Consider the following 25,674-nt stretch of genomic DNA (forward strand, 5'->3'; position numbering starts at 1 on the left):
TTCGACAAAATTCATAAAAAAATAACCGATATTTTCTCATAATTCACCCTACAAAAACTCCGTTAGACGTGTGGTCTAGCGGAGTTTTTTTATCTCGTTCACTGAGTCGCCCCCTGAGCGAAGTCGAAGGGGTAGCCGAAGTACTTACTCATGATTTGTCCATACAAGCTGAGAAATATTGTATCCCTTTTGTTGAGCATAGTCAAGGAACTTTTGTTTCACATGTTCTGGTATTGTTTTATTTCTTGATAAAATCCACATATAGTCATGTTTCTCACCAAAAACCAAAGCAGTCTCGTAATCAGGATCCATCATCACTACGTTATACCCTGAGTAGAATGGACCAAAAAACGAAACTTTCAGAGCACTTTTATCTTTTTGGTCATTAAAAGTTGCTTTTCCTTTCGCTTCTTTCCATTCTTTTTCCTTATAGTTATAGCCTCGATTAAAAACTTCAATCATTCCTTTTTTATTTAAAAAATAGGTAGCTGAGACATGACTCAAGTCTTTTTCGTATTTGAAATCTAATCGGGCGATTTCATACCATTTTCCCATATATTGTTGCACATCAAACCCATCAATTAGCTCAACGTAATCGGGTATATGTACTTTTCTATTGTCTAACCATTCGTAGATGACTGTACCGATAAGAGCTACAGCCACTCCTGAAATTAATTTTATCTTCAAATTTTTCATTTACTTCGTATTGTTTATTTCTATATCCAAAAGAAAATCAATTAAATCACCATTCAATTGATCTTTATGAGTAATATTTAGACCATGAGGCGCATCTTCATATACCAAATAAGTAGAAGGTGTGATTAACTTGGAGGCTAAATCTCCGGCCGTTTCTACAGGTACTGTTTTATCTTCTTTCCCGTGGATGATTAATGTTGGAACTTTTATCATTTTACACTCTTCTCTAAAGTCTGTATTCATCCAAGCTTGTGCAGTTTTTATAGTTGCATTAGGTGAAGCACGAGATGAAATATTAAAATCATAAGCCAATTGTTGTTTGCTTACCGTTTTATTTAGAGGCGAATAGTTATAAAAATCTTTATGGAATTGTTTTAGAAAACCTACCCTATCATCTTTCAATTGATGAATAATATCTTCTAAGTTTTCTTGAGGTACCCCCTTTTCATTGTCTTGCTTTTGTTTTACCAACGGAATAATAGAGCTAATGAGAGCAATTTTTGCAATAGAATGATGACCATAATTGGTAATATAACGTACCACTTCACCACCTCCCATCGAGAAGCCAACCAATACCACATTCGTCAATTGTAGTTCGTCTATTAGAGCATGAACGTCTTCTGCCAAAGCATCATAATCATATTTTTCCCATGGAGCGCAAGACCCACCAAAACCTTTCCTATCATATGCAATACATCGGAAGCCTGCTTCTACAATAGCCGGTATTTGATATTCCCAAGATTGTAAACTAAGCGGCCAACCATGAATCAAAATTACTGGTTGCGCATCTTTATTACCATAATCGATATAATTTAATCGATACTCTTTTCTTGTTAGTTTACTCATTTTTGTGTTTTGAAATGTTAATAATAAACTATAAACAACAAGCATTGAGCCAATTCTATACAAAAAATAATTAATTCTCGAATCTTTTCTTAAGATCTTAAAATTGGCCCGATTTTTACCAATAATACTTTATTAAAGAATTAAGAAACATTTATAAAAGAATTATATGGATTTACATTCTGGACTATCTTTTTGGATTGTTAAAAATGAACTGTTCGATTATTTCCATCCTCTGGAAGACGATTATTCGATTGATGTTGCCATTATTGGTTCTGGGATAACCGGTGCGTTGGTTGCCCATGAACTGTGCGAGGCAGGTATTGAGTGTGTAATAATAGATAAACGGACACTTGTAACCGGAAGTTCTGCCGCAAGTACTGCTCAATTGCAATACGAAATAGATATACCTTTGTGTAAATTAGTGGAGAAAGTAACAGAAAAAAGAGCTATTGATGCCTATCATAATTGTTTGCAATCGATAAAAGATTTAGAAAATGTTTTTAAAAGTAACAATATCCAAACTGACTTTCTAAACGTACCTACTGTTTTTTTAGCCAGTACAAAACAAGATATCAAACTTTTAGAAGATGAATATGCAATGAGAACTAAAGTCGGTTTACCGATTAATTTTTTAGATTCGAATGAATTAAAATTGTATCAAAATATTGATGGTTTTGCTGCATTACAGAATAATACATCTGCACAAATGGATGCTTACAAAGGAGCAATTAAACTCTTGAAACATCATCAAAAAAAACATTCTCTACAAATATTTACCCATACTAAGATTGACAAAATAATGGAAACCAATGATGGTTGCGAACTCTTTACAAGCAAAGGTAAAAAAATCAAATGTAAATATGTTATTGTTGCAGCGGGTTTTGAAGCTGGTGAATTCTTGCCCAAAAAAGTAATGAATTTAATTTCCACGTACGTTATTATTTCGTCGCCAATGCCCGAAAAAAATATTTGGCCACACCGAAGTCTGATTTGGGAAACTGCAGATCCGTACCTGTATATGAGAACTACAAAAGATAACCGCCTGATTGTTGGTGGTGAAGATGAAGATTTCCAGAACCCAGTAAAACGAGACGATTTGCTTCGAGAAAAAATAAAAACTTTAGAACAAAAATTCAAAAAGCTTTATCCAACAATTGAGTTCAAGACAGAGATGGCGTGGTGCGGAACCTTTAGTTCTACAGAAGATGGTTTGCCTTTTATGGGACCATGGAAAAAAAATAGTCGAATCTTATATGCTTTGGGATATGGAGGAAATGGTATTACCTTTTCGATGATTGCAGCACAAGTGTTGAAAAATAGTATTTTAAACAAAAAAGATGATCGAATGATTACCTTTGGTTTTTCGAGAATATTAGATTGTAAAAAAAACAAAATAAATTAGAGTTTCTACTAACGAAAAACAGTTGGAAATATTTACTCTAAAGTATCAATAATTGATCTAAATTATTCTGATTTTAAGAAGCGAAATAATATTTTTCTAACATCTTTATTATCTTGTTTTGGATCAATATAAGAATGCATTTCTTCGGGAATAGAAAGCCCGATAGGACAATAGCCAAATCCTTGGTAGATACCATTTTTAATGAAAACAAGTCCTTTTTCTTACGATGTCCTTCCTTTCAATTCAATTAAAATATCTTTTTTAGGTAAATTTATCGTACGTAAATATTGTTCTACTCTTAAATTATAAGTTTTTACATCTTCTAAGGAAATACAAGCACCTTTACACTCCTTTAAACTATACTGAAAACAACTAGATTTTGAAGAATACAAACCATTTATTTTCTGACATAAATTATATTTTTCGGTAAAAGTAAAGAGATAATTTTTAGCTTCTTGCAAAGTCGAAAATACAATTACTTCTTTACCTGTATTCGATAACTTTCTAACAAGGAGAGAATCATAACCTTGTAAATTCTTTTCTTTATAAATGGAATACGAAAACTTAACTTTTCGCTGTACACGATTAAAAATAGGTAAAAATTCTTTGATCAATTCAGACTCCCTCAGCAACGCAATCAATTCATTTCCAACATTTTCATAAGTTACACGATAAGTAAACATCTGGAGTTTAACTTCTTTCGTAACTTTTGACCTAAAATGTTGTAGGAGTCTTTTCTTAATATTTACACTTTTACCATTGTAAATTATATCATCATTTTGATTATGCAAATAATACACACCACATAAATTATCGGGTATCGTACGCACAATCTGTCTTAACTTATCATGAATATCCACAGAGCAAAATTAAGAAAAGTAAATTATTTATGTGTTCTCGTACAAAACCCATTAATCTAAATTTTCTTGATCCAAATGGTGCTGTATAATTTCTATCGCATTGGCAACAGCATCGCTTAGCGCAACAATAAAATCACCTTTTTGGGCAATGGATTAGGTAAATTTGATCGCTTCTACTTCCTTTGAAATAACGATATAAGGAAACTGTTATAACCCTGAGCCCAGCCAAAGGTCACAACCCTGAACGGAGTTGAAGGTCACAACCCTGAGCGGAGTCGAAGGGGGATAAATTTTTAAGAATTTTTTGGCTTTCCTACTGTAGAAACATTAGACTGCACTACACGATACATATCGTGTCGGCGATCTTTCAGGGTTTTCACGGTCCCATATTCATGTAAATCTTTGAGTGCATACAAATCCACATCGGTAATCAGCACCATTTCTGTATTGGGTGTGGCTTCTGATTTCACCCCGTTGGTAGGAAAAGCAAAATCAGAAGGTGTGAAAACAGCCGATTGAGAAAACTGAATATCCATATTATTCACACGCGGAAGATTCCCTACCGAACCGGCAATCGCCACATAACATTCGTTTTCGATCGCACGGGCTTGGGCACAACTTCTTACTCGTGTATAACCATTTTGGGTATCGGTCATAAAGGGTACAAACAAAATTTGCATTCCTTGATCGGCTAATATTCTTGCTGTTTCTGGGAATTCGACATCATAACAAATCAATAAGCCTATTTTTCCACAATCGGTATCAAAAACTTTTAATTCATTTCCTCCGACCATTCCATAATATCGAAATTCGTTTGGGGTAATATGCATTTTGCTGTACGAATCGAGCTGTCCGTTTCGATGACATAGAAACGAAGTGTTGAACAACAACTCGTTTTCGATTGTCGGCATGGATCCTGCAATAATATTTACATTGTATGAGATAGCAAATTCTTGAATTTTCTTTACAATCTCGTCTGTTAATTCGGCCAATCGGTTCATGGCTTCTACTTCTTTCAGGTGATTGTATGGACTCATTAGCGGAGTGTTGAAAAACTCTGGAAACAAAAGAAAATCGGCTCCATAATCGCTTACGGTCTGCACAAAAAATTCTACCTGTTCGTAGAAATCTTGCAAATCTCTAAAAGCACGCATTTGCCACTGTACCAATCCTATACGTGTAATTCTCTTGGTAGGAGAACTGGACATCAGATCGGGTTCATAGTATATATTGTTCCATTCGAGAAGCGTAGCATACTCCATCGATTCGGTATCATCTTTAAGATAGTTTTTTAGGATCTTTTTTACATGAAAATCGTTTGCCAACTGAAATGTCAAAGTAGAATCGATTATTTCTTTTCTTTTTACTTTATCCACATACTCTCTCGGTGTCAGTTCAGCTGCATATTTGTGATAATTCGGGATTCTACCTCCTGCAACTATTGATTTCAAATTCATTTCCTCGCACAACTCTTTTCGTACGTCGTACAATCTTCTACCTAACCGTAATTGACGGTACTGAGGATGTACGAAAATTTCTATTCCATACATTACATCACCATCTGGATCGTGCTTTGTAAACTTCCCATTCGAGGTGATTTCTTCATAATTAGAGGTATTGAGATTTACTTTTTTCGAGTTTACAATGATCGCCAATGCAGAAGCCACTACTTTCCCATCAACTTCTACACAAAACTGGCCTTCTGGGAAGATACGTAACAACTCGTGTATATCTTCTCGTTGCCAATCTTCTTCGTCTATGTTCTTATAGGCTTCTTGTTCCGATTGCAAAAGATCTTCATAATCTTCTATCGTTAAGCGTCTAACTTGTATATCCATGCTATAATTTTGTGTTATGAAAAATAGAATTCAATAGTCTCAAAAAGTTATCCAAACTTATATAAAAATACGGATAAATTAGTTTATTCGTACCGAATATGTTTTCCTAATTAATTGATCAATTCGTAAAAAGTTCTTTTTCCTATTTTTATTTTCATGCCGTTTTTCAAAACAATCGACTCATTGGCATCTGTTCTTTTTTCATTATCTATTTGGATTCCACCACCTTCGATCAAACGACGGACTGCCGAACGAGAACTATCTTTTTTCAGTTGATGACACAAGTCTAATAAACTCATTCGGTTGTTTTCTATATTTTGTAAAGTGTTGATCTTTACCGGTTCGAAAACTTTTTCATCAAAATTTTTGTTCTGAAATTGTGTACTGAAAAAAACCTCTGCGCCTTCTGCTGCCTCGGCATTGTGGTATTGAGTAATTATATTTTTAGCCACTATTTTTTTTATTTTCATTGGGTTATCTCCCGAAGCAATTCTGTTTTTCAATTGTTCTTTTTCTTCTATAGAAAAATCTGTCGCCAAGTTGATGTATTCTTCTAGCAAATCATCTGGTATAGACATGGTCTTACCAAACATTTCGTTCGGTTCGTCTGTAAGTCCGATTATGTTATTCATCGATTTACTCATTTTTTCTTTTCCATCTAACCCACGCAATAATGGCATACACATTACAATCTGTGGCGAGACTTCGTATGACTCTTGCAACTGACGTCCCATGGTACAATTGAACAATTGGTCCGTTCCTCCCATCTCGATGTCTGCTTTTATTTGGGTAGAATCATACCCTTGCAAAATCGGGTACACCAGCTCGTGCATGGCAATCGGCGTATTTTCTGTAAAACGTTTATTAAAATCGTTTCTGTGCATCAATTGCGCAACCGTTACTCGAGATAGTAATTCTATTATAGCCGAAAAACTCAAACCATCTAACCAAGTAGAATTGTACACAATTTTTGTTTTTTCTACATCGATAATTTTAGATAATTGATTGATATAGGTTTGTGCATTATGCTGCACTTCTTCTGCACTTAGTGGTTTTCTTGCTTTATTTTTACCCGTCGGATCGCCAATACGCGCGGTGAAACTCCCGACCAAAATCACCACTTGATGTCCTAAATCTTGGAATTGTTTCAACTTCTTTAATACCACCGCATGGCCCAAATGCAAATCAGGAGCGGTAGGATCGAATCCCAGTTTAATAATTAATTTTCGGTTTTCTTCTTTGGCTTGTTTCAGCTTCTGTTCTAATCCGTTTTCGGGTAGAATAATTTCTACATTTTCTTTTAATTCTTCTATCATGTTGATTTTTTTCTTATTTCATACCAACAAAAAACCCAAACATTGCTGTTCGGGTTGTCTATGAGATTGTCTTTATTTGTTTATTCTAAAACATACACAGGCCTACCGAACATAGAGATCGGTAGAAGATACTCACTAAAAAATGGTACGCGTAATATGTTGTGCATGCTTTTCATTTCGCCTACAAAGATATAGATTTTTTATTTAGGATACGATGTAGATTTTATTCATTGAGAACTCAATTTTTTTATTACTAAATTTTATCCGACTTTTGCCTGTTCAATGGGGTGCCAAAAATTGGCTGAGATGATACCCATGCACCGAGTGCAATACCTGATCCGGATAATGCTGGCGTAGGGATTGAAAACTTATCATCTCCTGTCTAGAATAAAAACAATATTATGCAGGAAATCTTATCAAAAATCACCTGGATGGAATGGCTCGGTGTAGCCTTCTCTGTTGCACAAGTTCTCTTGGCAAGGCTCAATAAACCGATTAACTATCTGTTCGGAATTGGCGGAATTTCACTGACGCTTTGGGTCATGTTTTCTGCAAAACTTTATGCCGAATTTACCCTCAATATTTATTATTTGGTCATGAGTATTTACGGTTGGCTGTTCTGGACATTTGGCAAACAAAAACAAGAAACACCTATTTCCTCTTCAACCAAAAAGGATTGGATAAAAGTAGTCTGTATTGTCGTAATCAGCTTTCTGATTTTCTATTTCGCCCTGACGTACTTTACCAATTCTGATGTGCCTTTGTGGGATTCTCTGGTGAGTGCATTCGCTTGGGCCGGTATGTGGCTAATGGCCAAACGAAAAATAGAAAATTGGATATTGCTCAACATTAGCAATTTTATCTCAATACCGCTGATGATTCATAAAGATTTATACCTCTATGCCGTATTGAGTGCTTTTTTATTTTTGGTAGCTACCTCTGCTTATTTCAAATGGTTAAAACTTCTCAAAAACTCGCCCCATGCTGTCTAGGAAGGAAATGCGTGAAGAATTACTTCTTGCCGAAGCTTTATCCGATAAGGTTTTATCCGAAATTCATCAACAAAAATACTTACAAATTTGGGTACCAAAAATATATGGCGGACGAGAACTTTCTTTTGTTGATGGTTTGCAACTATTACAATCTCTAGCCTTTATAGACGGAAGTTTCGGTTGGACGGTTACCTTGTGTTCTGGTGCTCATTATTTTGCCCGAAATCTTTTACCCACCAAAGCCAAGGAGCTCTTCTCTTCTCCTGATATTTTTGTAGGTGGCAGTGGTATGGTTGGCGGAACGGCCGAAAAAACGTCTTCTGGATTTATCCTAAACGGTCGATGGATGCATGCTACGGGTGCTAGTTATCTTTCTCATTTTACCCTGAATGCACAAATTACCGAAAACGGACAACCTTGCCTTGGTGATAATCAACAGCCGATTGTTCGCTCATTTATCGTCCCAAAAGAAAGAGTAAGCCTTCATCCGTCTTGGCCTTTTATGGGAATGCGCGCCACGCATACCTATGCATTTGAAGTGAAAAATGCTGCCATATCCCGAGAAGATTCGTTTGTGTATGATGAGTTTTATACCCAAGATTTGATTAGCCACCTGCCGTTTCGTTTGTTTGCAGATGCTACTTTAATGGTCAATTATTTAGGCATGGCTACACATTTTGCCGAAGAAGCAACAAATTACAAATCCGATCAAGAAATTCAGTTACTGAAAGATTTTGTAGATCAGACTTCAGAAAAGCTGTTGAATTATGCACAACAGAGCGAACGTATTTTGATGGATAAGAACACTATTTTGGTTGAATTTATAGAAGAAGTGCATCGATTTTGCACCAATGCGCTTCATCATTTAACCCATTTGATGTTGGATGTTTATTTGATTTTGGGTATGAAGGCATCAAAAAACGATGAGTTATTGCACCAAATATTTCGAGATTTTTTCACGGCTACTCAACATGCCAATTTTAGAAAATAAAAAATTTGCTTAGTTTTTGCATTACGTTCGTTCTCCATTGATTTATGTAAATTATGGTTATCCAACATTCAATTTCTGTACCTCTGCGTTGTGCTCCATTTATTAGGATTCTGAACATTTTGGTAAAATTCGATACAGTAGCTGTGTAATGAATTTGGCTGATATTCTTGCTAAAAACCTAGGTCATCATCTTCATTTTCTCTACTATAAGGTTTGTAAGAATCCAAGCCGCTAAAGGAATCTAGTGGGTTACCGGTAGGTAAATTGATAGAGCTATCAAAGGTAAAATCGCTATCGCTACCGAACTGTTTGTTTTTATTCATCGAACTAGGGATGGTGTATTCGTCTTCGAAACTACTATTATCAAGATCTGTAAATTTTGCTTGTTCACCGATAAATCGTAATCGTATATTTTCTAATGCTCCATTACGGTGTTTTGCAATGATAAACTCTGCTTGTCCTGCACAAGGCGTTTCTATTTCGTCATCCCAAACTTCTAATTTATAATATTCTGGACGATAAATAAACGAAACAATATCGGCATCTTGTTCAATTGCTCCTGACTCCCGGAGGTCGGATAAAAGAGGGCGCTTACTTCCGCCTCTTGTTTCTACTGAACGTGATAACTGAGACAGGGCAATAACGGGTATATTCAGTTCTTTGGCAATGGCTTTTAGCGATCGAGATATCATCGAGATTTCTTGTTCGCGGTTACCGTTTGCTTTTCCTCCGGCCGTCATCAGTTGCAAATAATCGATAAGGATCATTCGTACTCCATGTTGAGAAACCAAACGACGAGCTTTGGCACGCAAATCGAAAATCGATAAAGCTGGGGTGTCATCGATATACAAAGGAGCTTCTTCCAGTCCTTTTACTTTGGTGTACAATTGTTTCCATTCATAATCGGCTAACGTGGCTTTTCTCAGTTTTTCGCCAGAAATACCTGTTTCACCAGAAATCATGCGGGTTATGAGTTGTACTGATGACATCTCGAGCGAAAAAATAGCCACAGGTATTTTGTGGTCGATGGTCATATTCTTAGCCATAGATAGGATAAAAGCCGTTTTTCCCATTCCTGGTCGAGCAGCTAGAATAATGAGATCGGATTGTTGCCAACCGGAAGTAATTTTATCGATTTCTGTGAAACCAGAAGGAAGACCACTCATTCCTTCTTTTGTAGACATGTCTTTTATTTTCTCGAGTGCTTCTTTGACCAAATCTCCGGCTTCACTATAGCTTCTTTTGATTCCACCCTCTGTAATTTCGAAAAGTTTGCTCTCTGTAAAATCAAGTAAATCGAAAACATCTGATGTATCATCATAGGATTTTCTGATGACTTCTGATGAAATTTCTATCAGTTTTCTTTTGATATAATTTTCTTGTATAGCTCTTGCATAGTATTCGATATGCGCAGAAGAAGACACCTTTTGGGTTAATTGGATTAAGAAATAATCTCCTCCTATCAAATCTAATTTCCCACTGATTTTCAATTCATTAGAAACGGTTAATAAATCTATTGGTTGAGAATCATTAAAGAGTTTTTGTATTGCAGCATATATTGCTTGATGTTCTGGACGATAGAAAACTTCTGGAGATAAAATATCGATAACATCATCTAAACCTTTCTTATCAATCATCATTGCTCCGAGAACAGCTTGCTCGAGTTCTATTGCTTGAGGAGGTAATTTCCCTTTCTCTAGATTGATAACTGAATTTGTTTGATTGGTTTTAGAGTATGACTGTTTTAGTTGTTCCATAATTTTCCAAAATTAGACAAAAAAACGAGATAACTAAAGTTAATTATCTCGCAATTTATTAAGACTAAGATTTTAATAGTATGTTAATAACCTACCCTTTGAATTCACCAAAGGCGATAAAACGATCTTGACGTTGTTTGGTAAGTTTCTCGGCTGAAAGCTTTTTCAGTTCATTGTATGTTTCTACGATTTTATCACGTACACTATCGTAGGTTGCTTTCGGATCATAATGTGCACCTCCTAATGGCTCTTTGATGATATCTTCAATCAAACCTAATTCTAGCATATCTGGCCCTGTTAATTTCATCTGAGAAGCTGCTTGTTCTTTATAATCCCAAGAGCGCCACAAAATAGTCGAACAGTTTTCTGGTGAAATCACAGAATACCATGTGTTTTCTAGCATGAATACTTTGTTTCCTACACCTATTCCTAAGGCTCCACCACTTGCACCCTCACCAATAACTATTGTTATAATAGGTACCGTTAGTTTTAGCATTTCGTAGATATTTTTAGCAATTGCTTCTCCTTGTCCTCTTTCTTCGGCTTCTAAGCCAGGATATGCACCTGGAGTATCAATGAAAGTCACTACCGGAATGTTGAATTTTTCTGCTAATTTCATCAAGCGCAATGCTTTTCGATATCCTTCTGGATTAGCCATTCCGAATCTTCGGTATTGTCTTTCTTTGGTATTTTTACCTTTTTGTTGCCCGATAAACATATACGTCTGATCACCAATTTTCCCTAGTCCGCCGACCATTGCTTTATCATCAGCAAAGTTTCGGTCACCGTGAATTTCTACAAAATTGTTATTGGTTATGGCATAGAGATAATCTAATGTATATGGTCGAGAAGGATGCCTTGAGAGTTGTACACGTTGCCAAGGAGTGAGATTCCCGTAAATTTCTTTCTTTTTATTTTCTATCGCAATCTCTATCTCTACACATGCTTGTTTAATATTTACGCCACTTTCTTCTCCAACGATTTGACAACTTTTTAATTGCTCCATCAAATCTTTTATGGGCTGTTCAAATTCTAAGTATTCCATAATGACTTATTAGCATTCTATCCGACAAAGATAACGAGTTTATCTTGAAAGTAGGATAGAAATTCTTTTAAACAAAAAGGTATTTCGCTATACAGGAGAAATACCTTTTTATCTATGTTTTATAATTTTTCGATTAACATTGCCGAAGCTCCTCCGCCTCCATTACAGATTGCTGCAACTCCTATCTTCGCATTATTTTGTTCTAATACATTCAGTAAAGTTACCAAAATTCTCGACCCAGAATTTCCTAATGGATGACCTAAAGAAACTGCACCTCCGTTAACATTTACTTTCGATGCGTCAATGTTTAGCAATTGTGTGTTGACTAATCCTACTACAGAAAAAGCTTCATTAAACTCCCAATAATCTACATCGTCTACATTGATGGCTGCTTTTTTCAATAATTTTTCTACAGCTTTGGCGGGTGCTGTTGTAAACCATTCTGGTTCGTGGGCTGCGTCTGCATAGGCTGTAATTTTTGCTAAAGGTTTCAATCCTAATTCTTGTGCTTTTTCGGCAGACATCAGTACCAAAGCCGAGGCACCGTCGTTGATGGTCGACGCATTTGCAGCTGTTACGGTTCCGTCTTTGGAGAAGACAGCACGCAGTTCTGGAATTTTTTCATAGCGTACATTTTTATACTCTTCATCTTCCTTGAAAAGGATAGCATCTCCACGGCGTTGTGGAATTTCTACAGGAACAATTTCATTATCAAATTTTCCTGCTTCCCAAGCAGCGGCAGATTTTTTATAAGATTCTATAGCAAAAGCATCTTGTTGCTCTCTTGTAATTTGGTATTTTGCGGCTGTAGCATCTCCAAAAACTCCCATCATTTCTTTTGAGTAAGCATCTTGTAAACCGTCTTGTACTATCCCATCATTTAGCGAAGTATTTCCGTACTTGTTTCCTAACCGTGCTGTAGCAGAATAGAATGGTGTCATCGACATGTTTTCCATCCCGCCGGCAACAACGACATCGGCATCACCCAAACGAATCGCTTGTGCAGCTAACATAACTGCCTTCATTCCTGAAGCACAAACCTTATTAACTGTGGTTGCAGGTACTGTATTGGGAATTCCAGCGTCTATCATTGCTTGTTTTGCGGGTGCCTGTCCTTCACCAGCCTGAAGAACATTCCCCATATAAACTTCATCTACATGTTCTGCTGATAAGTTGATTTTGTCTAAGGCCCCTTTTATTGCGATACTTCCTAATTTTGTTGCAGGAATTGTTGATAAACTTCCCAAAAAAGACCCCATCGGTGTTCTTATTGCAGAGACAATTACTACTTCTTTCATTATTTTATGATTTTTTTCTTTTATAAAATATATTCCGCAATATAGGCTTTTTTCTTTATTTCTACATGTAGTTTTTTGTAGAATAAAATCTTTTTATCTTCTATTTAGAAAGTTTTGGTAAGAGGTAGTGGAGAAAAAAAATTAGCCAAAGTGCCTTAGAATATGAACAAATAGTTAGGATAAAATATTTAAAAAAAAAAAAATGATCCCCAAAAAATTAGGGATCATTTAACCAACCTAAACTACTATAAAAAACTCTTAAATATTTAGTTAACCAATCTGAAGTTTGATTGAATTAACATAAATACTACTATGAATAAATTATCTAAATGCAAATATAGACTATTTTTTTAATTTATAACAATTTAATAAAGAAAAAATTTTTTTTATTAGTCTTTAAGTTTGAAAAATACACTAATCAAAGATATAATCTTCCCTAAGCTACTCATCTTATGACGAATACGATCCATTTCTAAATCCATCATGCGTATAAAATCTGCATCATTTGCTCTCATCTTAGCAGATCGAAAATAGAAATAACCTTTACGAAACCTGAATCGATCCTCCATTATTCGACCTTTTTGATAGAAAAGCGTGGCATAATCTACGCCTGGGATAGAGAGTGCTCGATTGATCATAACTTCTGCTTCGACCAGTTCATTAAACCGTAATAGTAAATATACATAATTCACGTAGGAGGCAGGAAAATCCTCTGGAGAGAATTTTATAGCCAACTCATAGTGTCGTTTTGCTTTGGCAAAATCCTTGAATTGTATTTCATAAATCCAGCCTAAATAATTATGAGCTCTTGCATAACCAGGATCTATCGATAATATTTCATATAAAAGAACATATGCTTTACTCAAATCATTTTGTTCTATCAATTTATTAACATCTAAATAAAGGATTTCGACTTGATTCATTTTTTTAAAGCTTTACTGGATGGTTTTGTAAAGATAATCGACTATTCTCAGCTAAAAAATGTATTTTTGATGTTTAACCTTTTTCATATGATGCATCGCGTTTTTATGTTATTTCTTGGTCTAATATATACAACAATTTCGGCACAAGAAACAAATCTTTTTAGCCTAAAAAAAAAGATATATGATCGGTTGATTGATGATTTTACGACTACCATATCTCCTAAATCTTCTTATGAAGTTTGGATCGATCCCATTACCTACCAATTTGAAAATATAGAAATGAATGAATTTGGTATATCACTTAAACAGTCTGTTTTACTGAAAGATGACAAATATTGTGATAATCAAATAATTATATATTGCAAAGATAAAATAGAACTCGACTCTTTTCAATTGTCAATCATTACTCAACCAGGTCACGATGATTTGTACTCGGTTTATTATCTTGTGTATCAACCTTTGGATGCTTGGTATTCGATTATTTTACACCTCAATGAACAGCGTTATCTACAAAGTTATAATAAGATAAGTACAGTTTATTTTCCTACCAAAAAAATCGAAGTAAAGAATAATAAAGTTACAATAAAACAGGAATTAGTAACAGTTAACTTAACGAAAGATTTTGAGATTTTTGAAATAAATAAACGTTCTTTCTAAGATTTTATTTAGACGAAATGTAACCAAAAGTCTTTTCTCTCTTTTTTAAAATGAAATTGACAAAAGTATATACGAATTGGAGCTCCTCCAAAACTCGAATTCGAACAAAAAAAAGATGGAAAATAATACCGATAATTGCCTAAAAATTTTCGTTATACACATATACTTTTATAGGTATTGAAGTTTTGCACTAAAATTATGTACCTTTGGCAGATAACAAAAAAAATGTAGATTTTGGATAGTAATAGACAGCAAAAAGTAGGGAAATTATTTCAAGAAGAACTGGCAGAAGCCTTCAGAAAATGGGCTTCGGAACTTTTTCCTGGAAATTTAGTTAGTGTAACAGAAGTTAAAGTTACCCCTGACCTGAGTATCGCGAAAGTTTTTATTAGTATATTCCCTAACGATAAAAAAGACGAAATCTTACAAGAGATCAACACACAAGCTCCTTATTTCAGAGGAATTTTATCCAAAGGAGCTGCCAAAAACATGCGTCTAACACCAGAGCTAATTTTCAGATTAGATCCCACGTTAGACGAAATGGACAAAATCGATCGTGCACTCTCTGGCAAAGGTAACAACCCTATATTATAGACTTTTGCGATGAGGAATATTCCGTTTTATATTGCAAAACGTTACTTTTTTTCGAAAACCAATACCAATGCAGTCAATATAATTACCACCATTGCTGTAATTGCAATCATGGTATCAACTGCTGCTTTATTGGTAATTTTATCTGTATTTTCTGGGCTAGAAAAAATGAATATACGTTTTTTGAGTGATGTTAATCCAGAACTGAAAATTTCACCAGCAAGTGGAAAACGTTTACCGAATATCGATCAGCTCGAAAGTAAAATAAAAAAACAACCCTCTATAGCTTCTTACGCAAAAGTTATCGAAGAAAAAGTATACATCCAATACAATGGATTAGAAGATATCGCATACCTTAAAAGTGTTGATAATCAATTCTTAACAAACAATAAATTTGATACAACAATTATTGCTGGGCGGCTTTTCGATTCATCTCAACGCCCGTACGAAGTTATTGCTTCGGAAGGAATAGGAACTCGCCTCAAGATATACATCGATAATGAATTACCGATTCGGCTCATCATGCCCAAAGCTGGAACCCAACTCATCAAACAAGCTGAGGACGGTTTTGTGATGCAAGAAGCCTTCAATTCGGGTATTTTTTTCTTAAATGACCAATACGATAAACATCTTTTTGCTCCGCTTGCTTTAGGACAAGAAATGCTCAATCTTTCATCAAAAGATGCTTATTCTCTAGAACTTAAAACCAACGGTAAGAAGAACCTAAACCAAATCAAAAAAGAAATAGCAAAACAAATAGGTCCGGAGTATACTATCCAAACCAGACAAGATCTGGATGCGGCTTTTCTGAAGGTAATGAATATCGAAAATCTTATTATTTACATGATTTTCACGCTGGTAATAATCATTGCTTGTTTTAATCTTGCTGGTACCATTATCATTATAATTATAGACAAAAGAGAAGAAATAAAAACGATGTATAGTTTCGGGATGACCCGAAAAAATATTCGACGAATATTTTTCTTTACTGGTTTAATTATCACTTCAACCGCAATGATTCTTGGGCTAATAATTGCCTCCATCCTAGGGTATATACAAATACATTATCCGCTGATTTACGCAGCCCCGTACGTCGCCTTTCCATTTACCTTTACACTGAGTAACTTTCTTGTGGTTAGCACAACGGTTTTAGCAATCGGCTCGTTTGTTAGTTGGCTCATGGCCAAACAAGTGAAATAAATATACTATACTATCATAAAAAAATACGCTTGAAAATTCGGTTCTTCAAGCGTATTATTCTTTAGGCTAACTCTTCTTCAAAATCATCTAACACGATTTTTACTTTCTCTTCATGAGGTTTGAACAATGCATAGGTTAATAATCCAAGCCCAATCCCAACAAGAGCACCTACTTTTTGGTTTTTTTCGATTGCTTTTGCTACTGCAATCCCCAAAGCTGCACCTGTAGTAGTAATTGAAACTGTATTTCCTAATTCTTTCGATTTGGTGTCAAGTACCTCTAAAATATTATTCATGTCAATAGGGTTTATACATTAATTTTGAATATAAATTTAGTTAAATTCCTCAAATACTTCGCCAAAAATGTATTCAATCAAAATTTCTAGCCAGAAAGCAAGTAAAAAAGCATCTTAATTCTGTGCTTAGTTTTTATATTTGTTTATAGAATTTTATATTATTTATGGATACGCAACAGAGAATTCTTGCATTACGAGAAGAATTACACCAGCACAATTATCGATACTATGTGTTGGATCAGCCGAGTATTTCTGATTTTGAGTTTGATTTGAAACTAAAAGAACTTCAAAAACTAGAAAAAGAACACCCAGAATTTTCTGACCCAAATTCTCCTACCGTTCGAGTTGGTGGCAGCATTACCAAAAACTTCCCAACCATCTCGCATGAGTATCAAATGTATTCGCTAGACAACTCGTATTCTATAGAAGAACTGAAACAATGGATTGCTCGAGTATACAAAAATATAGAAAATCCCACCTTTGTTTGTGAACTAAAATATGATGGTGCATCAATAAGTATCTTATACGAGAACGGAAAATTGACACAAGCTGTAACCCGTGGTGATGGCACACAGGGCGATGACATTACCGCTAATGTAAAAACAATCACGTCTTTGCCGCTTATTTTGCGAGGCTCCTATCCTACAAAGTTCTATATGCGTGGCGAAATTACCATACCGATAAAAACCTTTGATAAAATAAATGAACAACGCAAAGATGAAGGTTTACTTTTATACGCCAATCCGAGGAATACAGCGTCTGGTTCGCTAAAGTTACAAGACAGTGCCGAGGTTGCTAAACGAGGTTTGCAATGCTTTCCTTATGCATTTGTAGGTGAAAATTTAGGTTTTGATGAACAATGGACAATGATCGAAAAAGCCAAAGAGCTTGGTTTTAAAATTCCAGAAACTGCCAGCCTTTGTTCCAATTTAGAAGAAATTATAGCTTACATAACAAAATGGGAAAGCAAGCGTCATCAATTGCCTTTTGAAATTGATGGGATTGTTATAAAAGTCAACTCTTTTGCACAACAAGAAGAATTGGGCTATACATCGAAATCACCCCGATGGGCAGTTGCCTACAAGTTTAAAGCAGAAGCAGCAGAAACAACCTTAGAAAGCATTACATATCAAGTAGGTAGAACAGGTGCTATCACACCCGTAGCCAATTTGCATCCCGTACAATTGGCCGGAACCATAATAAGAAGAGCTTCTTTGCATAATGAAGATATTATCAAAAAATTAGATATTCGGATTGGCGATCAGGTATATGTAGAAAAAGGTGGAGAAATTATTCCAAAAATTGTTGGTGTTAATACCGATGTTCGCCCTGCCGGAACTGAAGAAATACGGTACATCGAGAATTGTCCTTCGTGCGGAACGAAACTGGTGAGAGCCGAAGGCGAAGCCTTGCATTACTGTCTGAACGAGGACGGTTGCCCGCCACAAATAATTGGACGATTGGAACATTTTGTTTCTAGAAAAGCAATGGATATCGAAAGCATTGGTAGTGAAACAGCAATACTTTTACACGAAGCAGGTTTGGTGAATAATGTTGCTGACTTCTATACCTTGACCAAAGAGATGATTTTACCTCTCGAACGAATGGCAGAAAAGTCTGCACAAAATATTATCGATGCGATTGAGAACTCTAAACAACAATCTTTCGAACGATTATTGTATGGCTTAGGAATTCGACATGTGGGCAATACTGTAGCCAAGAAATTAGCATTACATTTCGGGACTATGGAAAGTCTAAAGAAAGCAACGTATGATGAGTTGATATTGGTGGAAGATATTGGAGAAAAAATTGCACAATCGATAATTGCTTACTTCGATAAAGAAGAACATCTCGAGTTGATTGATCGTTTGAAGACGTATGGATTATCACTAGAATTAGGTAAAGAACAAACACCAATTTCTGATAAGTTAACGGGAAAAACATTTCTTTTTACCGGAAGTCTAACGAAATTTACTCGAGCAGAAGCCCAAAAATTGGTCGAAGAACATGGTGGTAAAAACCTTTCTGTTGTGAGTAAAAATCTCGATTATTTAATTGCCGGTGAAAAAGCAGGAAGTAAACTAAAAAAAGCCGAAGAACTAAAAATTACGGTACTCACAGAAAGTGAATTTCTCGAACTCATTAACAATAATTAATGCAATAAAAAAAGGTCTGAAAAAAATCAGACCTTTTATTTTTAGGATTTCCTACCAAAATTATTTTACAATAATCTTTTTATACTCATTAGTTACTTTTACAATGTAAACTCCTTTTGGTAAGTTATTTAAACGAATTTTAGTGCGATTTTTCACCTTATCTATTGTTTGCACTATACGGCCATTTACATCGAAAATTTGAAGAGAAGTTTCTGCAGATAATCCGTCTACAAAAATTTCATTTTGCAAAACTGGATTCGGATATATAACAATCGAACTTGTTGCAGAGACTTCGTTATTTGTTCCTAATTTCGAGTAGCATGTCCAAGATAAGTTATCGAAAGATACACGATTATTCGTCTTATTATCCACCAACTTGATTACGATATCACCTTCAACATTGATGTCTGATATGGTATGTGTTTTAGGATTTTTCGAATAAGGAATTTGTCCTTTTTCTTCCCCATTGATCAATAAGGTATACGTACCTTCTGAATCGTTGAAGGGCAAATAAGTTTTTACTGATAAAGATCCAATTCCACCAGAAATTTTAGATGAAGTTAGCGAACCTTTGCGCATGCAAATTGCTTTGTTATCAACCCCATCAATATAAATCTGACTATCGGTACGGGCGTTGGTTGCTGTCCAGACAATTCCGTTATTACTCCATGTGCGGTCGCTATAGCTAGAAGCTGGTGGTGTACTACCGGTAGATACTACATTAGAAAAATCTTCGAATCCACAAGAAGTTTCATTATTATTTCCTCCGCCATTGATTTCGTTTGTTTTTGCCTGAATAGTTTGGCTATTTTCTGATTTGTTCCCGGCTGCATCTTTTGCGATAACATAAAAAGAATAAGTGCGTCCGGCTTCTAATCCAGTAATTTTGGCTTCGGTAGAGTAAACAGTAAGCCTATAATTACCGTCCACATACACTTCGTAATGATTTACTGCAACATTATCAACAGAAGCATCCCAGGTAAGTGAAATACTATTTTCTTGCGTATCGGTAACCTTCAGGTTTGTCGGTGCAGTCGGCGATTCGGTATCAGTAGAAGTATTTCCGCCATTCAAAGTGTCTGGCCAAGTATTTTGAGCATCTGGCCCACCCCAAATCACTGTTGCCAAATATGGATTATCGATAAATGGATTTCTGTTCCCTTGTGTTTGAGCAACAATGTTATTGCGTTGAATTTCGAAATCAGAGACAGGATCCTCTACATTCCATTTTAATAGAATATCAGGAAAATCATCAGAATATGTTGCAGGAGCAAAAGTAATGTTCAAGGGCAAAGCACGTTTATCGTAACGTACATACATATACATCAATATTCTCGCAACATCACCTTTCCATTCATCACCAGGGAACCATCCTCCACGTGGAGTTTTGTAGGCCATGCTACCTTGCCCATCGTCAAAAGATAAATTTCCTCTCGTACTGTTCAACTTAGGATCTGCCGGACGCAAATGATGTCCGTCTGCTCCTGGTCCCGTTGTCCCTAAATTGGGTGTACCTTTCGATTTTGCATACACGTGTTCACGATTCCAAGAACCTCCAATAGCTCTACTTCTTTGATGTTCCCCATGGCTTTTAGATCCGTATATTAACAATAAATTAGAAGAGTTGTGAGGATCCACATCACTAATTTTTAGAAGATCTTTCAATTCACTATAGCTAATTACTTTCGTATGCGTGTTTGTAATTAGTGAAGCAAGATTATTTTTCAGTTCGTTTTTGGTCTTATTAAAATCTACAGAATTATAATAAGTAGGAGCACTTTGGCCATACAATAAAAAAGCAAAAGCACTTGCAAGAATAGAAATTTTAAACTTCATATAAACATTTTATTAATTGTCTTTATTACTCCAATCAATTGGTTATCAAGATATATTTCGGTTGGATAATTGAAAAACTGCAGTGATATTTCTTCATCAAACCAGAAATAGATCATATCTTGAGATAAATAAATTTTAGTTGAAATAAAGTTGAAAGTAAAGGCATTTTTCAATTGAAAAGAAACCTGTTGTATTAATAAATTTTTATTATTTTCATCTATCGATAATCGATTTTTCGGAATGCAAAAAAAAGAAGTTCTCAACCCTGGATGATTTTTTCCTTGCCCTACAAAAAGTCTATTTTCGACAAAATCGAATCCAATAACATACATCGGTAACTGAAAACCACCAGAGGTTAATTGCTTTCGCTGACCGTATTGATAATTCTCTAAACCTTCGTGCTCTCCTACCAAAATCCCATCAAAAAGAGAATAGTTTCTTTTCTCGCAATTCCATTTTATTGTTTCAATTTCAGTATCAAAGCTTGGAAATTCTTTCGTATAAAGCTTCGAATTTACCGGAATTTCGACTATTTGTCCCTTTTTTCGAGTCATTCCCATTCGTATTTCAATAAATAATTTATTCTCAAAAAGCCGACAAAGATAATTACTTTCTGCTGTGTCTATGTTAGCTAAGTATTAAGAATAAAAAAAAATACACTTACTCGAAACAGTAATATGATCCTGTTTATTCTTCTACCTAATTGCAAAAAAATATGCTATTAAACCTATGTTAAAACATATACTAGAACAAATAAAAAGAGCAAAAACATTTGTATATTTCCAAAAGAAAAATTAAAAAATTATGCTAGGAAAAGAACGCGTTGAGTTAGAGGATTTTAAATTTTTTAGGCCTTTAGAAATTCGTTGGAATGATTTAGATCCTATCGGACACGTGAATAATGTTTATTATATAGAGTACTTTCAGATTGGTCGAGGAAGCTATATGACCGAAATTTCACAAAAATGGGATTGGAGCAAACATATGTTTGTAATCGCAAAAATCTCTTGTAACTATTTACGAGAAATTCGCATGACTGCCAAAAATGTCCGCCTTGGGATGAGAACCTGTAATATCGGCACAAAAAGTTTTGATTTTCAATATATTATCATTAGCGACAATGAAGAAACTGGACAGCCGATCATCCATGCAGTTGGATATTCTACCCAAGTTTTGATTGATACGATGGCCAATAAATCAATCGAAATTCCTTCTTGGTTACGCACCAATATGATCGAATACGAACCTGCTTTACTATAAAATTTTCGGAGTAAATAAATAAAGTTTTTATTATCTTAACTAGTAGAATTTACATCCTGCTAAAACATGAAAGAATTAATCCTTTTTAGACATGGTAAAAGTCGTTGGGACGAGCAAGTAGAAGATCACCATCGATCAATAAATAATCGTGGTATAGAACGGACCACTACAGTTGCACAATATCTACAGATCCATCAAGATTTAAACGATTATACACTCTACAGCAGCACTGCAAAACGAGCAAAACAAACAGCCGAAATTTCGGCTTCGATATGGTCTAAGAAAGAAATTATTTATGATGAAAAACTATACACTTTCTCCACCTCAGAACTAGTCAAGTGGATAAAAACAATACCCACCCAAAACAAAATAATACTCTTTGGTCATAATCCCTGTTTCACCCATTTTATCAATACATTTACCGACGATTATTTGGATAATTTATGGACCTCGGGAGTAGCTATTATGCAGTTTGAGCAAGTTGAATGGTCGAAATTAAGAAAAGGAAAGTTGAAACACCTTGTTAATCCTAAAGAAATTTTAATATGATAAAATATATCAACCGAGAATTAAGTTGGCTACGCTTCAATGCGCGAGTTTTGCAAGAAGCTGCTGATCCTACTGTACCACTTTTAGAGCGCATCCGTTTTTTAGGTATTTATTCTAATAACTTAGATGAGTTTTATTCTGTGCGTTATTCGGCTATTTTACGTTCTATAGAACTAAAAAATGTAGAGAAAGTATACAAAAATATCTGCGAACAACAAACCGATGAAGAACTAATCGAAGAGATTAATAAAACCGTAAGCGAACAACGAATTTTATATGATGAATTATATGAAGTTTTGCTCGAAAAGCTAAAGGAAGAAAAAATTCATGTGGTCGATCATCTTAATATTCCAAAAGAATTAATCGGTTTTATGAAAGATATTTTTTATCGAGATTTCGATCATACAATTGGCGTAATGATTTTGGACGATTACCTGAAAGCACCACAATTGCGCGATGGAAACTTTTATTTAGCAGTGAAAATGATGATCAAAGGACAACCTAAATATGCGATTGTTTCTGTGCCTACGAATTTGTTTTCGCGTTTCATTCTTCTGCCAAAATTTGATGACAATCAGTATGTTATATTTATTGAAGATATAATTCGTTATCATTTGAATGATATTTTCAAGATTTTTGATTTTGATGAGATCGAAGCGCATTCTATCAAAATTACCCGAGATTCTGAGTTGGATATCGATAACGATCTGGAACATACCATCTTAGAGAAAATTTCTATCGGACTCGAAGGTCGTAAAAAAGGTGAACCAGTTCGCATGGTTTATGACCGAGAAATTGCAGATGATACGTTGAATTATATCCTAAAGAAATTAAATTTAGATGAATTTGACAGTATCAATCCAGGAGGGAAATACCATAACAAAAGTGATTTGATGAAATTCCCGACCTTTGGTAGAAAGGATCTCACCTACCCTAAAATTACACCAATCCAACAAAAGAAAGCCTTTGCAGAAAAATCATTTTTCAGATATTTTAGTAAAAATGATCATTTGATGTATGCACCGTATCATGATTACTCGTTGTTTCTGAAGTTTTTACGCGAAGCTGCAATAGATCCGAAAGTTAAAAAAATAAAAATCACCATCTATCGTGTCGCCAAAGATTCTCAAGTACTGAATTCGCTGATCAATGCAGCAATCAATGGAAAAGATGTTACCACTGTTCTAGAATTGCGAGCACGATTTGATGAAGCCAATAATGTCAATTGGTCGAAACGTCTACAAGATGCAGGCGTGCATGTTATTTTTGGTGTGCCTGGTCTCAAAGTACACTCGAAAATTGGTTATATAGAACGTGAAGCTGAGGAAGGCCTATCGCAAAAATATGCATTCATCAGTACTGGGAACTTCCATGCAGGGACAGCAAAAGTATATACGGATTATACATTTTTCACCTCTAAACCAGAAATTACGAATGAAATAGAAGGTTTATTCAATTTTTTCGGTGCAAATTACCTTTCACATTCGTACAAAAAGCTAATGGTTTCTCCATTTCAGACTAGAAAAAGATTGGTGAAGTTCATTAAACGAGAAATCAAAAATAAACAAAAAGGCTTACCAGCAGGGATAAATCTTAAACTAAATAGTCTTAGCGATAAAAATATAATCGATTTACTTTATGAAGCTTCAAGCAAAGGCGTTCCGGTAAGATTAGTTGTACGTGGAATTCATTGTTTGATTCCACAAGAAAAAGATTTATCAGATAAAATTCATAGCATCAGCGTCGTCGATAAATTTTTAGAACATCCACGTGTCTATTGGTTTTGCAACGGAGGAGAAAATTCGGTCTATATTTCATCGGCCGATATCATGGAGCGTAATTTAGATTTTAGAATAGAGGTTGCATGCCCAATAGAAGATCCAAAACTAAAACAAATAGTCATGGATACATTCGATCTTAGTTTTACTGACAATGTAAAGGCTCGTATACACGATAAAACAACAAGTTTAACCTATCAAATAAATGATTTACCTCATAATCGTTCTCAATTTACGATTTACGATTATTTACAACAATTAGAAGAAGGAGATGAAAATTAGAAAACTTGCCGCGATAGATATTGGATCTAACGCCATACGATTATTGATAAATTATATATACGAACAACCCGATAAAGACCCTGTTTTCAATAAAACAAGTTTAGTTCGGATGCCAATTCGGTTAGGGCATGATGTGTTTACCGAAAGTGAAATTTCGCAAGAAAATATAGACCGTATGATTGATGCAATGAAATCGTATGCCCTAATGATGAAAGTTTACGGAATAGAAGACTACAAAGCTTGTGCTACATCGGCTATGCGCGAAGCCAAAAATGGGAAAAAAATATTGCGCACAATAGAAAAAAAAACCGGTATATGTGTAGAAATTATTGATGGTAAAACCGAAGCTGAAATGCTCTTTTCAGCCGGATTAAATCAATTTTTACAACAAGACAAAGCCTTTCTATATGTAGATGTGGGTGGTGGATCTAGTGAATTAACATACCTAAAAAACAACAAAGTTATCACATCTAGATCATTTGAAGTAGGAACTGTACGACTATTAGAACATCGCGAGAAGAAAAATGTATTTCCAGAAATGCAACAATGGATACAAGATACCATCAAAGAAGAAAGTATAGAGCTTATCGGTGCAGGAGGAAATATCAATCACGTGTACAAATATTCGGGTGTAAAACTGGGGACGCCTATGAGTGTTCTCTATACAAATCGGCATCACAAAAACCTATTAAAACTTACCCCCGAAGAACGAATGCAAACATATAACATGAAACCCGATCGTGCTGATGTCGTGGTCTATGCATTAGAAATCTATAATAAAGTTGCCAAATGGTCACATGCTAAAAGAATACATGTTCCGAAAATTGGTTTATCCGACGGTATTATTCGAAGCCTATACAAAGAAATTAACTAATAATATAATCATAAAAAAAAATTATTTAGTTCTTATTGATTGATTTTCGTAGTATCCTATTCTATATGTAGACAGTTATTGTATCAAGAATAAAACATAATACAACGAATATGAGTAGTCTGATTTTAATGTTAAAAATACCTCGATAAATAAGAAAATTAACAAGACCACAACTAGAAAATCATTGTCAACTGGCAATGATTTTTTTGTTTCGTATAGATTAAGATTTCAG

Annotated in this window: 23 protein-coding genes and 1 riboswitch; of the genes, 11 read left to right on the forward strand and 12 right to left on the reverse strand. The window is 34.9% G+C overall.

The annotated features are described in order from the left end of the window. Window positions 1–144: 144 nt before the first annotated feature. Window positions 145–696, reverse strand: a complete 552-nt coding sequence (locus HMPREF2660_RS04485) for a lipocalin family protein (RefSeq protein ID WP_013599020.1) — start codon at window positions 694–696, stop codon at window positions 145–147. Beyond that, window positions 697–1,542: an alpha/beta fold hydrolase gene (locus HMPREF2660_RS04490; RefSeq protein WP_013599019.1), complete on the reverse strand. Its 846-nt coding sequence runs from the start codon at window positions 1,540–1,542 to the stop codon at window positions 697–699. A 166-nt stretch (window positions 1,543–1,708) separates the two neighbouring features. Here HMPREF2660_RS04490 and HMPREF2660_RS04495 point away from each other — a divergent pair, with 166 nt between their 5' ends. Further along, window positions 1,709–2,944 (forward strand): NAD(P)/FAD-dependent oxidoreductase, encoded by a 1,236-nt coding sequence (locus HMPREF2660_RS04495; protein ID WP_070485819.1) that lies wholly within the window; start codon window positions 1,709–1,711, stop codon window positions 2,942–2,944. 221 nt (window positions 2,945–3,165) lie between these two features. On the opposite strand, the gene HMPREF2660_RS04500 is transcribed toward HMPREF2660_RS04495, so the two are convergent. From HMPREF2660_RS04500 to tyrS, 3 genes are all read right to left on the reverse strand, one after another. Further along, window positions 3,166–3,804 (reverse strand): GIY-YIG nuclease family protein, encoded by a 639-nt coding sequence (locus HMPREF2660_RS04500; protein ID WP_083299063.1) that lies wholly within the window; start codon window positions 3,802–3,804, stop codon window positions 3,166–3,168. Between the two features lie 293 nt (window positions 3,805–4,097). Next, window positions 4,098–5,642 carry a bifunctional GNAT family N-acetyltransferase/carbon-nitrogen hydrolase family protein gene (locus HMPREF2660_RS04505; RefSeq protein WP_070485823.1) on the reverse strand — a complete coding sequence of 515 codons (1,545 nt, stop codon included), beginning with the start codon at window positions 5,640–5,642 and terminating at the stop codon, window positions 4,098–4,100. Window positions 5,643–5,752: 110 nt separating this feature from the next. Next, the gene (gene tyrS / locus HMPREF2660_RS04510; protein WP_013599016.1) at window positions 5,753–6,958 is read right to left on the reverse strand and encodes a tyrosine--tRNA ligase; all 1,206 of its coding nucleotides are present in this window, start codon (window positions 6,956–6,958) and stop codon (window positions 5,753–5,755) included. A gap of 273 nt (window positions 6,959–7,231) precedes the next feature. Then, window positions 7,232–7,335, forward strand: a riboswitch (TPP riboswitch). A 21-nt stretch (window positions 7,336–7,356) separates the two neighbouring features. On the opposite strand from tyrS, the gene pnuC reads away from it, so the two are divergent. Next, window positions 7,357–7,950 (forward strand): nicotinamide riboside transporter PnuC, encoded by a 594-nt coding sequence (pnuC, locus tag HMPREF2660_RS04515; protein ID WP_041942166.1) that lies wholly within the window; start codon window positions 7,357–7,359, stop codon window positions 7,948–7,950. Continuing rightward, window positions 7,940–8,941 (forward strand): acyl-CoA dehydrogenase family protein, encoded by a 1,002-nt coding sequence (locus HMPREF2660_RS04520; RefSeq protein WP_013599014.1) that lies wholly within the window; start codon window positions 7,940–7,942, stop codon window positions 8,939–8,941. The genes pnuC and HMPREF2660_RS04520 overlap by 11 nt, the downstream gene beginning before the upstream one ends. Before the next feature lie 170 nt (window positions 8,942–9,111). Here the strand turns inward: HMPREF2660_RS04520 and dnaB are convergent, their stop codons facing one another. The 4 genes from dnaB to HMPREF2660_RS04540 form a co-directional block, all read right to left on the reverse strand. Further along, window positions 9,112–10,698, reverse strand: coding sequence for a replicative DNA helicase (dnaB, locus tag HMPREF2660_RS04525; protein WP_013599013.1), 1,587 nt, complete (start codon window positions 10,696–10,698; stop codon window positions 9,112–9,114). A gap of 91 nt (window positions 10,699–10,789) precedes the next feature. Beyond that, a complete protein-coding gene (locus tag HMPREF2660_RS04530) occupies window positions 10,790–11,743 on the reverse strand; it encodes an acetyl-CoA carboxylase carboxyltransferase subunit alpha (RefSeq protein WP_070485825.1) in 954 nt (317 codons plus the stop codon). A gap of 119 nt (window positions 11,744–11,862) precedes the next feature. Continuing rightward, the gene (locus HMPREF2660_RS04535; RefSeq protein WP_070485827.1) at window positions 11,863–13,041 is read right to left on the reverse strand and encodes an acetyl-CoA C-acyltransferase; all 1,179 of its coding nucleotides are present in this window, start codon (window positions 13,039–13,041) and stop codon (window positions 11,863–11,865) included. 389 nt (window positions 13,042–13,430) lie between these two features. Next, a complete protein-coding gene (locus HMPREF2660_RS04540) occupies window positions 13,431–13,964 on the reverse strand; it encodes a tetratricopeptide repeat protein (RefSeq protein ID WP_070485828.1) in 534 nt (177 codons plus the stop codon). A gap of 69 nt (window positions 13,965–14,033) precedes the next feature. On the opposite strand from HMPREF2660_RS04540, the gene HMPREF2660_RS04545 reads away from it, so the two are divergent. The 3 genes from HMPREF2660_RS04545 (at window position 14,034) to HMPREF2660_RS04555 (ending at window position 16,412) form a co-directional block, all read left to right on the forward strand. Continuing rightward, the gene (locus HMPREF2660_RS04545; RefSeq protein ID WP_141743546.1) at window positions 14,034–14,621 is read left to right on the forward strand and encodes a hypothetical protein; all 588 of its coding nucleotides are present in this window, start codon (window positions 14,034–14,036) and stop codon (window positions 14,619–14,621) included. A gap of 234 nt (window positions 14,622–14,855) precedes the next feature. Beyond that, entirely contained in the window at window positions 14,856–15,215 is a 360-nt protein-coding gene (gene rbfA, locus HMPREF2660_RS04550; protein ID WP_013599008.1) for a 30S ribosome-binding factor RbfA, read from the forward strand. Window positions 15,216–15,224: 9 nt separating this feature from the next. Next, window positions 15,225–16,412 (forward strand): ABC transporter permease, encoded by a 1,188-nt coding sequence (locus HMPREF2660_RS04555; RefSeq protein ID WP_070485832.1) that lies wholly within the window; start codon window positions 15,225–15,227, stop codon window positions 16,410–16,412. Between the two features lie 61 nt (window positions 16,413–16,473). Here HMPREF2660_RS04555 and HMPREF2660_RS04560 read toward each other — a convergent pair whose 3' ends face one another. Continuing rightward, the gene (locus tag HMPREF2660_RS04560; protein WP_013599006.1) at window positions 16,474–16,707 is read right to left on the reverse strand and encodes a hypothetical protein; all 234 of its coding nucleotides are present in this window, start codon (window positions 16,705–16,707) and stop codon (window positions 16,474–16,476) included. Between the two features lie 164 nt (window positions 16,708–16,871). Here HMPREF2660_RS04560 and ligA point away from each other — a divergent pair, with 164 nt between their 5' ends. After that, the gene (gene ligA / locus HMPREF2660_RS04565) at window positions 16,872–18,863 is read left to right on the forward strand and encodes an NAD-dependent DNA ligase LigA (RefSeq protein ID WP_070485834.1); all 1,992 of its coding nucleotides are present in this window, start codon (window positions 16,872–16,874) and stop codon (window positions 18,861–18,863) included. Window positions 18,864–18,923: 60 nt separating this feature from the next. Here ligA and HMPREF2660_RS04570 read toward each other — a convergent pair whose 3' ends face one another. Next, window positions 18,924–20,699 carry an endonuclease gene (locus HMPREF2660_RS04570; protein ID WP_070485836.1) on the reverse strand — a complete coding sequence of 592 codons (1,776 nt, stop codon included), beginning with the start codon at window positions 20,697–20,699 and terminating at the stop codon, window positions 18,924–18,926. Next, on the reverse strand, window positions 20,696–21,253 hold the full coding sequence (locus HMPREF2660_RS04575) for a tRNA methyl transferase PRC-barrel domain-containing protein (RefSeq protein WP_168160788.1): 558 nt from the start codon (window positions 21,251–21,253) through the stop codon (window positions 20,696–20,698). The genes HMPREF2660_RS04570 and HMPREF2660_RS04575 overlap by 4 nt, the downstream gene beginning before the upstream one ends. Window positions 21,254–21,503: 250 nt before the next feature. Here HMPREF2660_RS04575 and HMPREF2660_RS04580 point away from each other — a divergent pair, with 250 nt between their 5' ends. The 4 genes from HMPREF2660_RS04580 to HMPREF2660_RS04595 all read left to right on the forward strand — a co-directional run bounded on the left by HMPREF2660_RS04580 (window position 21,504) and on the right by HMPREF2660_RS04595 (window position 25,442). Continuing rightward, window positions 21,504–21,959 (forward strand): acyl-CoA thioesterase, encoded by a 456-nt coding sequence (locus HMPREF2660_RS04580; protein ID WP_013599003.1) that lies wholly within the window; start codon window positions 21,504–21,506, stop codon window positions 21,957–21,959. A gap of 66 nt (window positions 21,960–22,025) precedes the next feature. Further along, entirely contained in the window at window positions 22,026–22,508 is a 483-nt protein-coding gene (locus tag HMPREF2660_RS04585; protein WP_070485841.1) for a SixA phosphatase family protein, read from the forward strand. Then, window positions 22,505–24,568, forward strand: a complete 2,064-nt coding sequence (gene ppk1 / locus HMPREF2660_RS04590; protein WP_013599001.1) for a polyphosphate kinase 1 — start codon at window positions 22,505–22,507, stop codon at window positions 24,566–24,568. Before HMPREF2660_RS04585 ends, ppk1 begins: the two co-directional genes overlap by 4 nt. Further along, entirely contained in the window at window positions 24,558–25,442 is an 885-nt protein-coding gene (locus HMPREF2660_RS04595) for a Ppx/GppA phosphatase family protein (RefSeq protein ID WP_013599000.1), read from the forward strand. The genes ppk1 and HMPREF2660_RS04595 overlap by 11 nt, the downstream gene beginning before the upstream one ends. The last annotated feature ends 232 nt before the right edge of the window (window positions 25,443–25,674 follow it).

Source organism: Weeksella sp. HMSC059D05, from assembly GCF_001809725.1.
In the GTDB taxonomy this organism is placed as follows: Bacteria; Bacteroidota; Bacteroidia; order Flavobacteriales; family Weeksellaceae; genus Weeksella; species Weeksella virosa.

Excerpts from the sequence above, each read along its gene's own strand:
- HMPREF2660_RS04580 (WP_013599003.1), top strand. The coding sequence starts at position 21,504 with ATGCTAGGAAAAGAACGCGTTGAGTTAGAGGATTTTAAATTTTTTAGG.
- HMPREF2660_RS04585 (WP_070485841.1), top strand. The coding sequence starts at position 22,026 with ATGAAAGAATTAATCCTTTTTAGACATGGTAAAAGTCGTTGGGACGAG.
- HMPREF2660_RS04505 (WP_070485823.1), bottom strand. The coding sequence starts at position 5,642 with ATGGATATACAAGTTAGACGCTTAACGATAGAAGATTATGAAGATCTT.
- HMPREF2660_RS04520 (WP_013599014.1), top strand. The coding sequence starts at position 7,940 with ATGCTGTCTAGGAAGGAAATGCGTGAAGAATTACTTCTTGCCGAAGCT.
- HMPREF2660_RS04485 (WP_013599020.1), bottom strand. The coding sequence starts at position 696 with ATGAAAAATTTGAAGATAAAATTAATTTCAGGAGTGGCTGTAGCTCTT.
- tyrS (WP_013599016.1), bottom strand. The coding sequence starts at position 6,958 with ATGATAGAAGAATTAAAAGAAAATGTAGAAATTATTCTACCCGAAAAC.
- HMPREF2660_RS04560 (WP_013599006.1), bottom strand. The coding sequence starts at position 16,707 with ATGAATAATATTTTAGAGGTACTTGACACCAAATCGAAAGAATTAGGA.
- HMPREF2660_RS04530 (WP_070485825.1), bottom strand. The coding sequence starts at position 11,743 with ATGGAATACTTAGAATTTGAACAGCCCATAAAAGATTTGATGGAGCAA.
- HMPREF2660_RS04535 (WP_070485827.1), bottom strand. The coding sequence starts at position 13,041 with ATGAAAGAAGTAGTAATTGTCTCTGCAATAAGAACACCGATGGGGTCT.
- dnaB (WP_013599013.1), bottom strand. The coding sequence starts at position 10,698 with ATGGAACAACTAAAACAGTCATACTCTAAAACCAATCAAACAAATTCA.
- HMPREF2660_RS04545 (WP_141743546.1), top strand. The coding sequence starts at position 14,034 with ATGTTTAACCTTTTTCATATGATGCATCGCGTTTTTATGTTATTTCTT.
- ligA (WP_070485834.1), top strand. The coding sequence starts at position 16,872 with ATGGATACGCAACAGAGAATTCTTGCATTACGAGAAGAATTACACCAG.
- HMPREF2660_RS04555 (WP_070485832.1), top strand. The coding sequence starts at position 15,225 with ATGAGGAATATTCCGTTTTATATTGCAAAACGTTACTTTTTTTCGAAA.
- HMPREF2660_RS04595 (WP_013599000.1), top strand. The coding sequence starts at position 24,558 with ATGAAAATTAGAAAACTTGCCGCGATAGATATTGGATCTAACGCCATA.
- HMPREF2660_RS04490 (WP_013599019.1), bottom strand. The coding sequence starts at position 1,542 with ATGAGTAAACTAACAAGAAAAGAGTATCGATTAAATTATATCGATTAT.
- HMPREF2660_RS04570 (WP_070485836.1), bottom strand. The coding sequence starts at position 20,699 with ATGAAGTTTAAAATTTCTATTCTTGCAAGTGCTTTTGCTTTTTTATTG.
- HMPREF2660_RS04575 (WP_168160788.1), bottom strand. The coding sequence starts at position 21,253 with ATGACTCGAAAAAAGGGACAAATAGTCGAAATTCCGGTAAATTCGAAG.
- HMPREF2660_RS04540 (WP_070485828.1), bottom strand. The coding sequence starts at position 13,964 with ATGAATCAAGTCGAAATCCTTTATTTAGATGTTAATAAATTGATAGAA.
- HMPREF2660_RS04495 (WP_070485819.1), top strand. The coding sequence starts at position 1,709 with ATGGATTTACATTCTGGACTATCTTTTTGGATTGTTAAAAATGAACTG.
- ppk1 (WP_013599001.1), top strand. The coding sequence starts at position 22,505 with ATGATAAAATATATCAACCGAGAATTAAGTTGGCTACGCTTCAATGCG.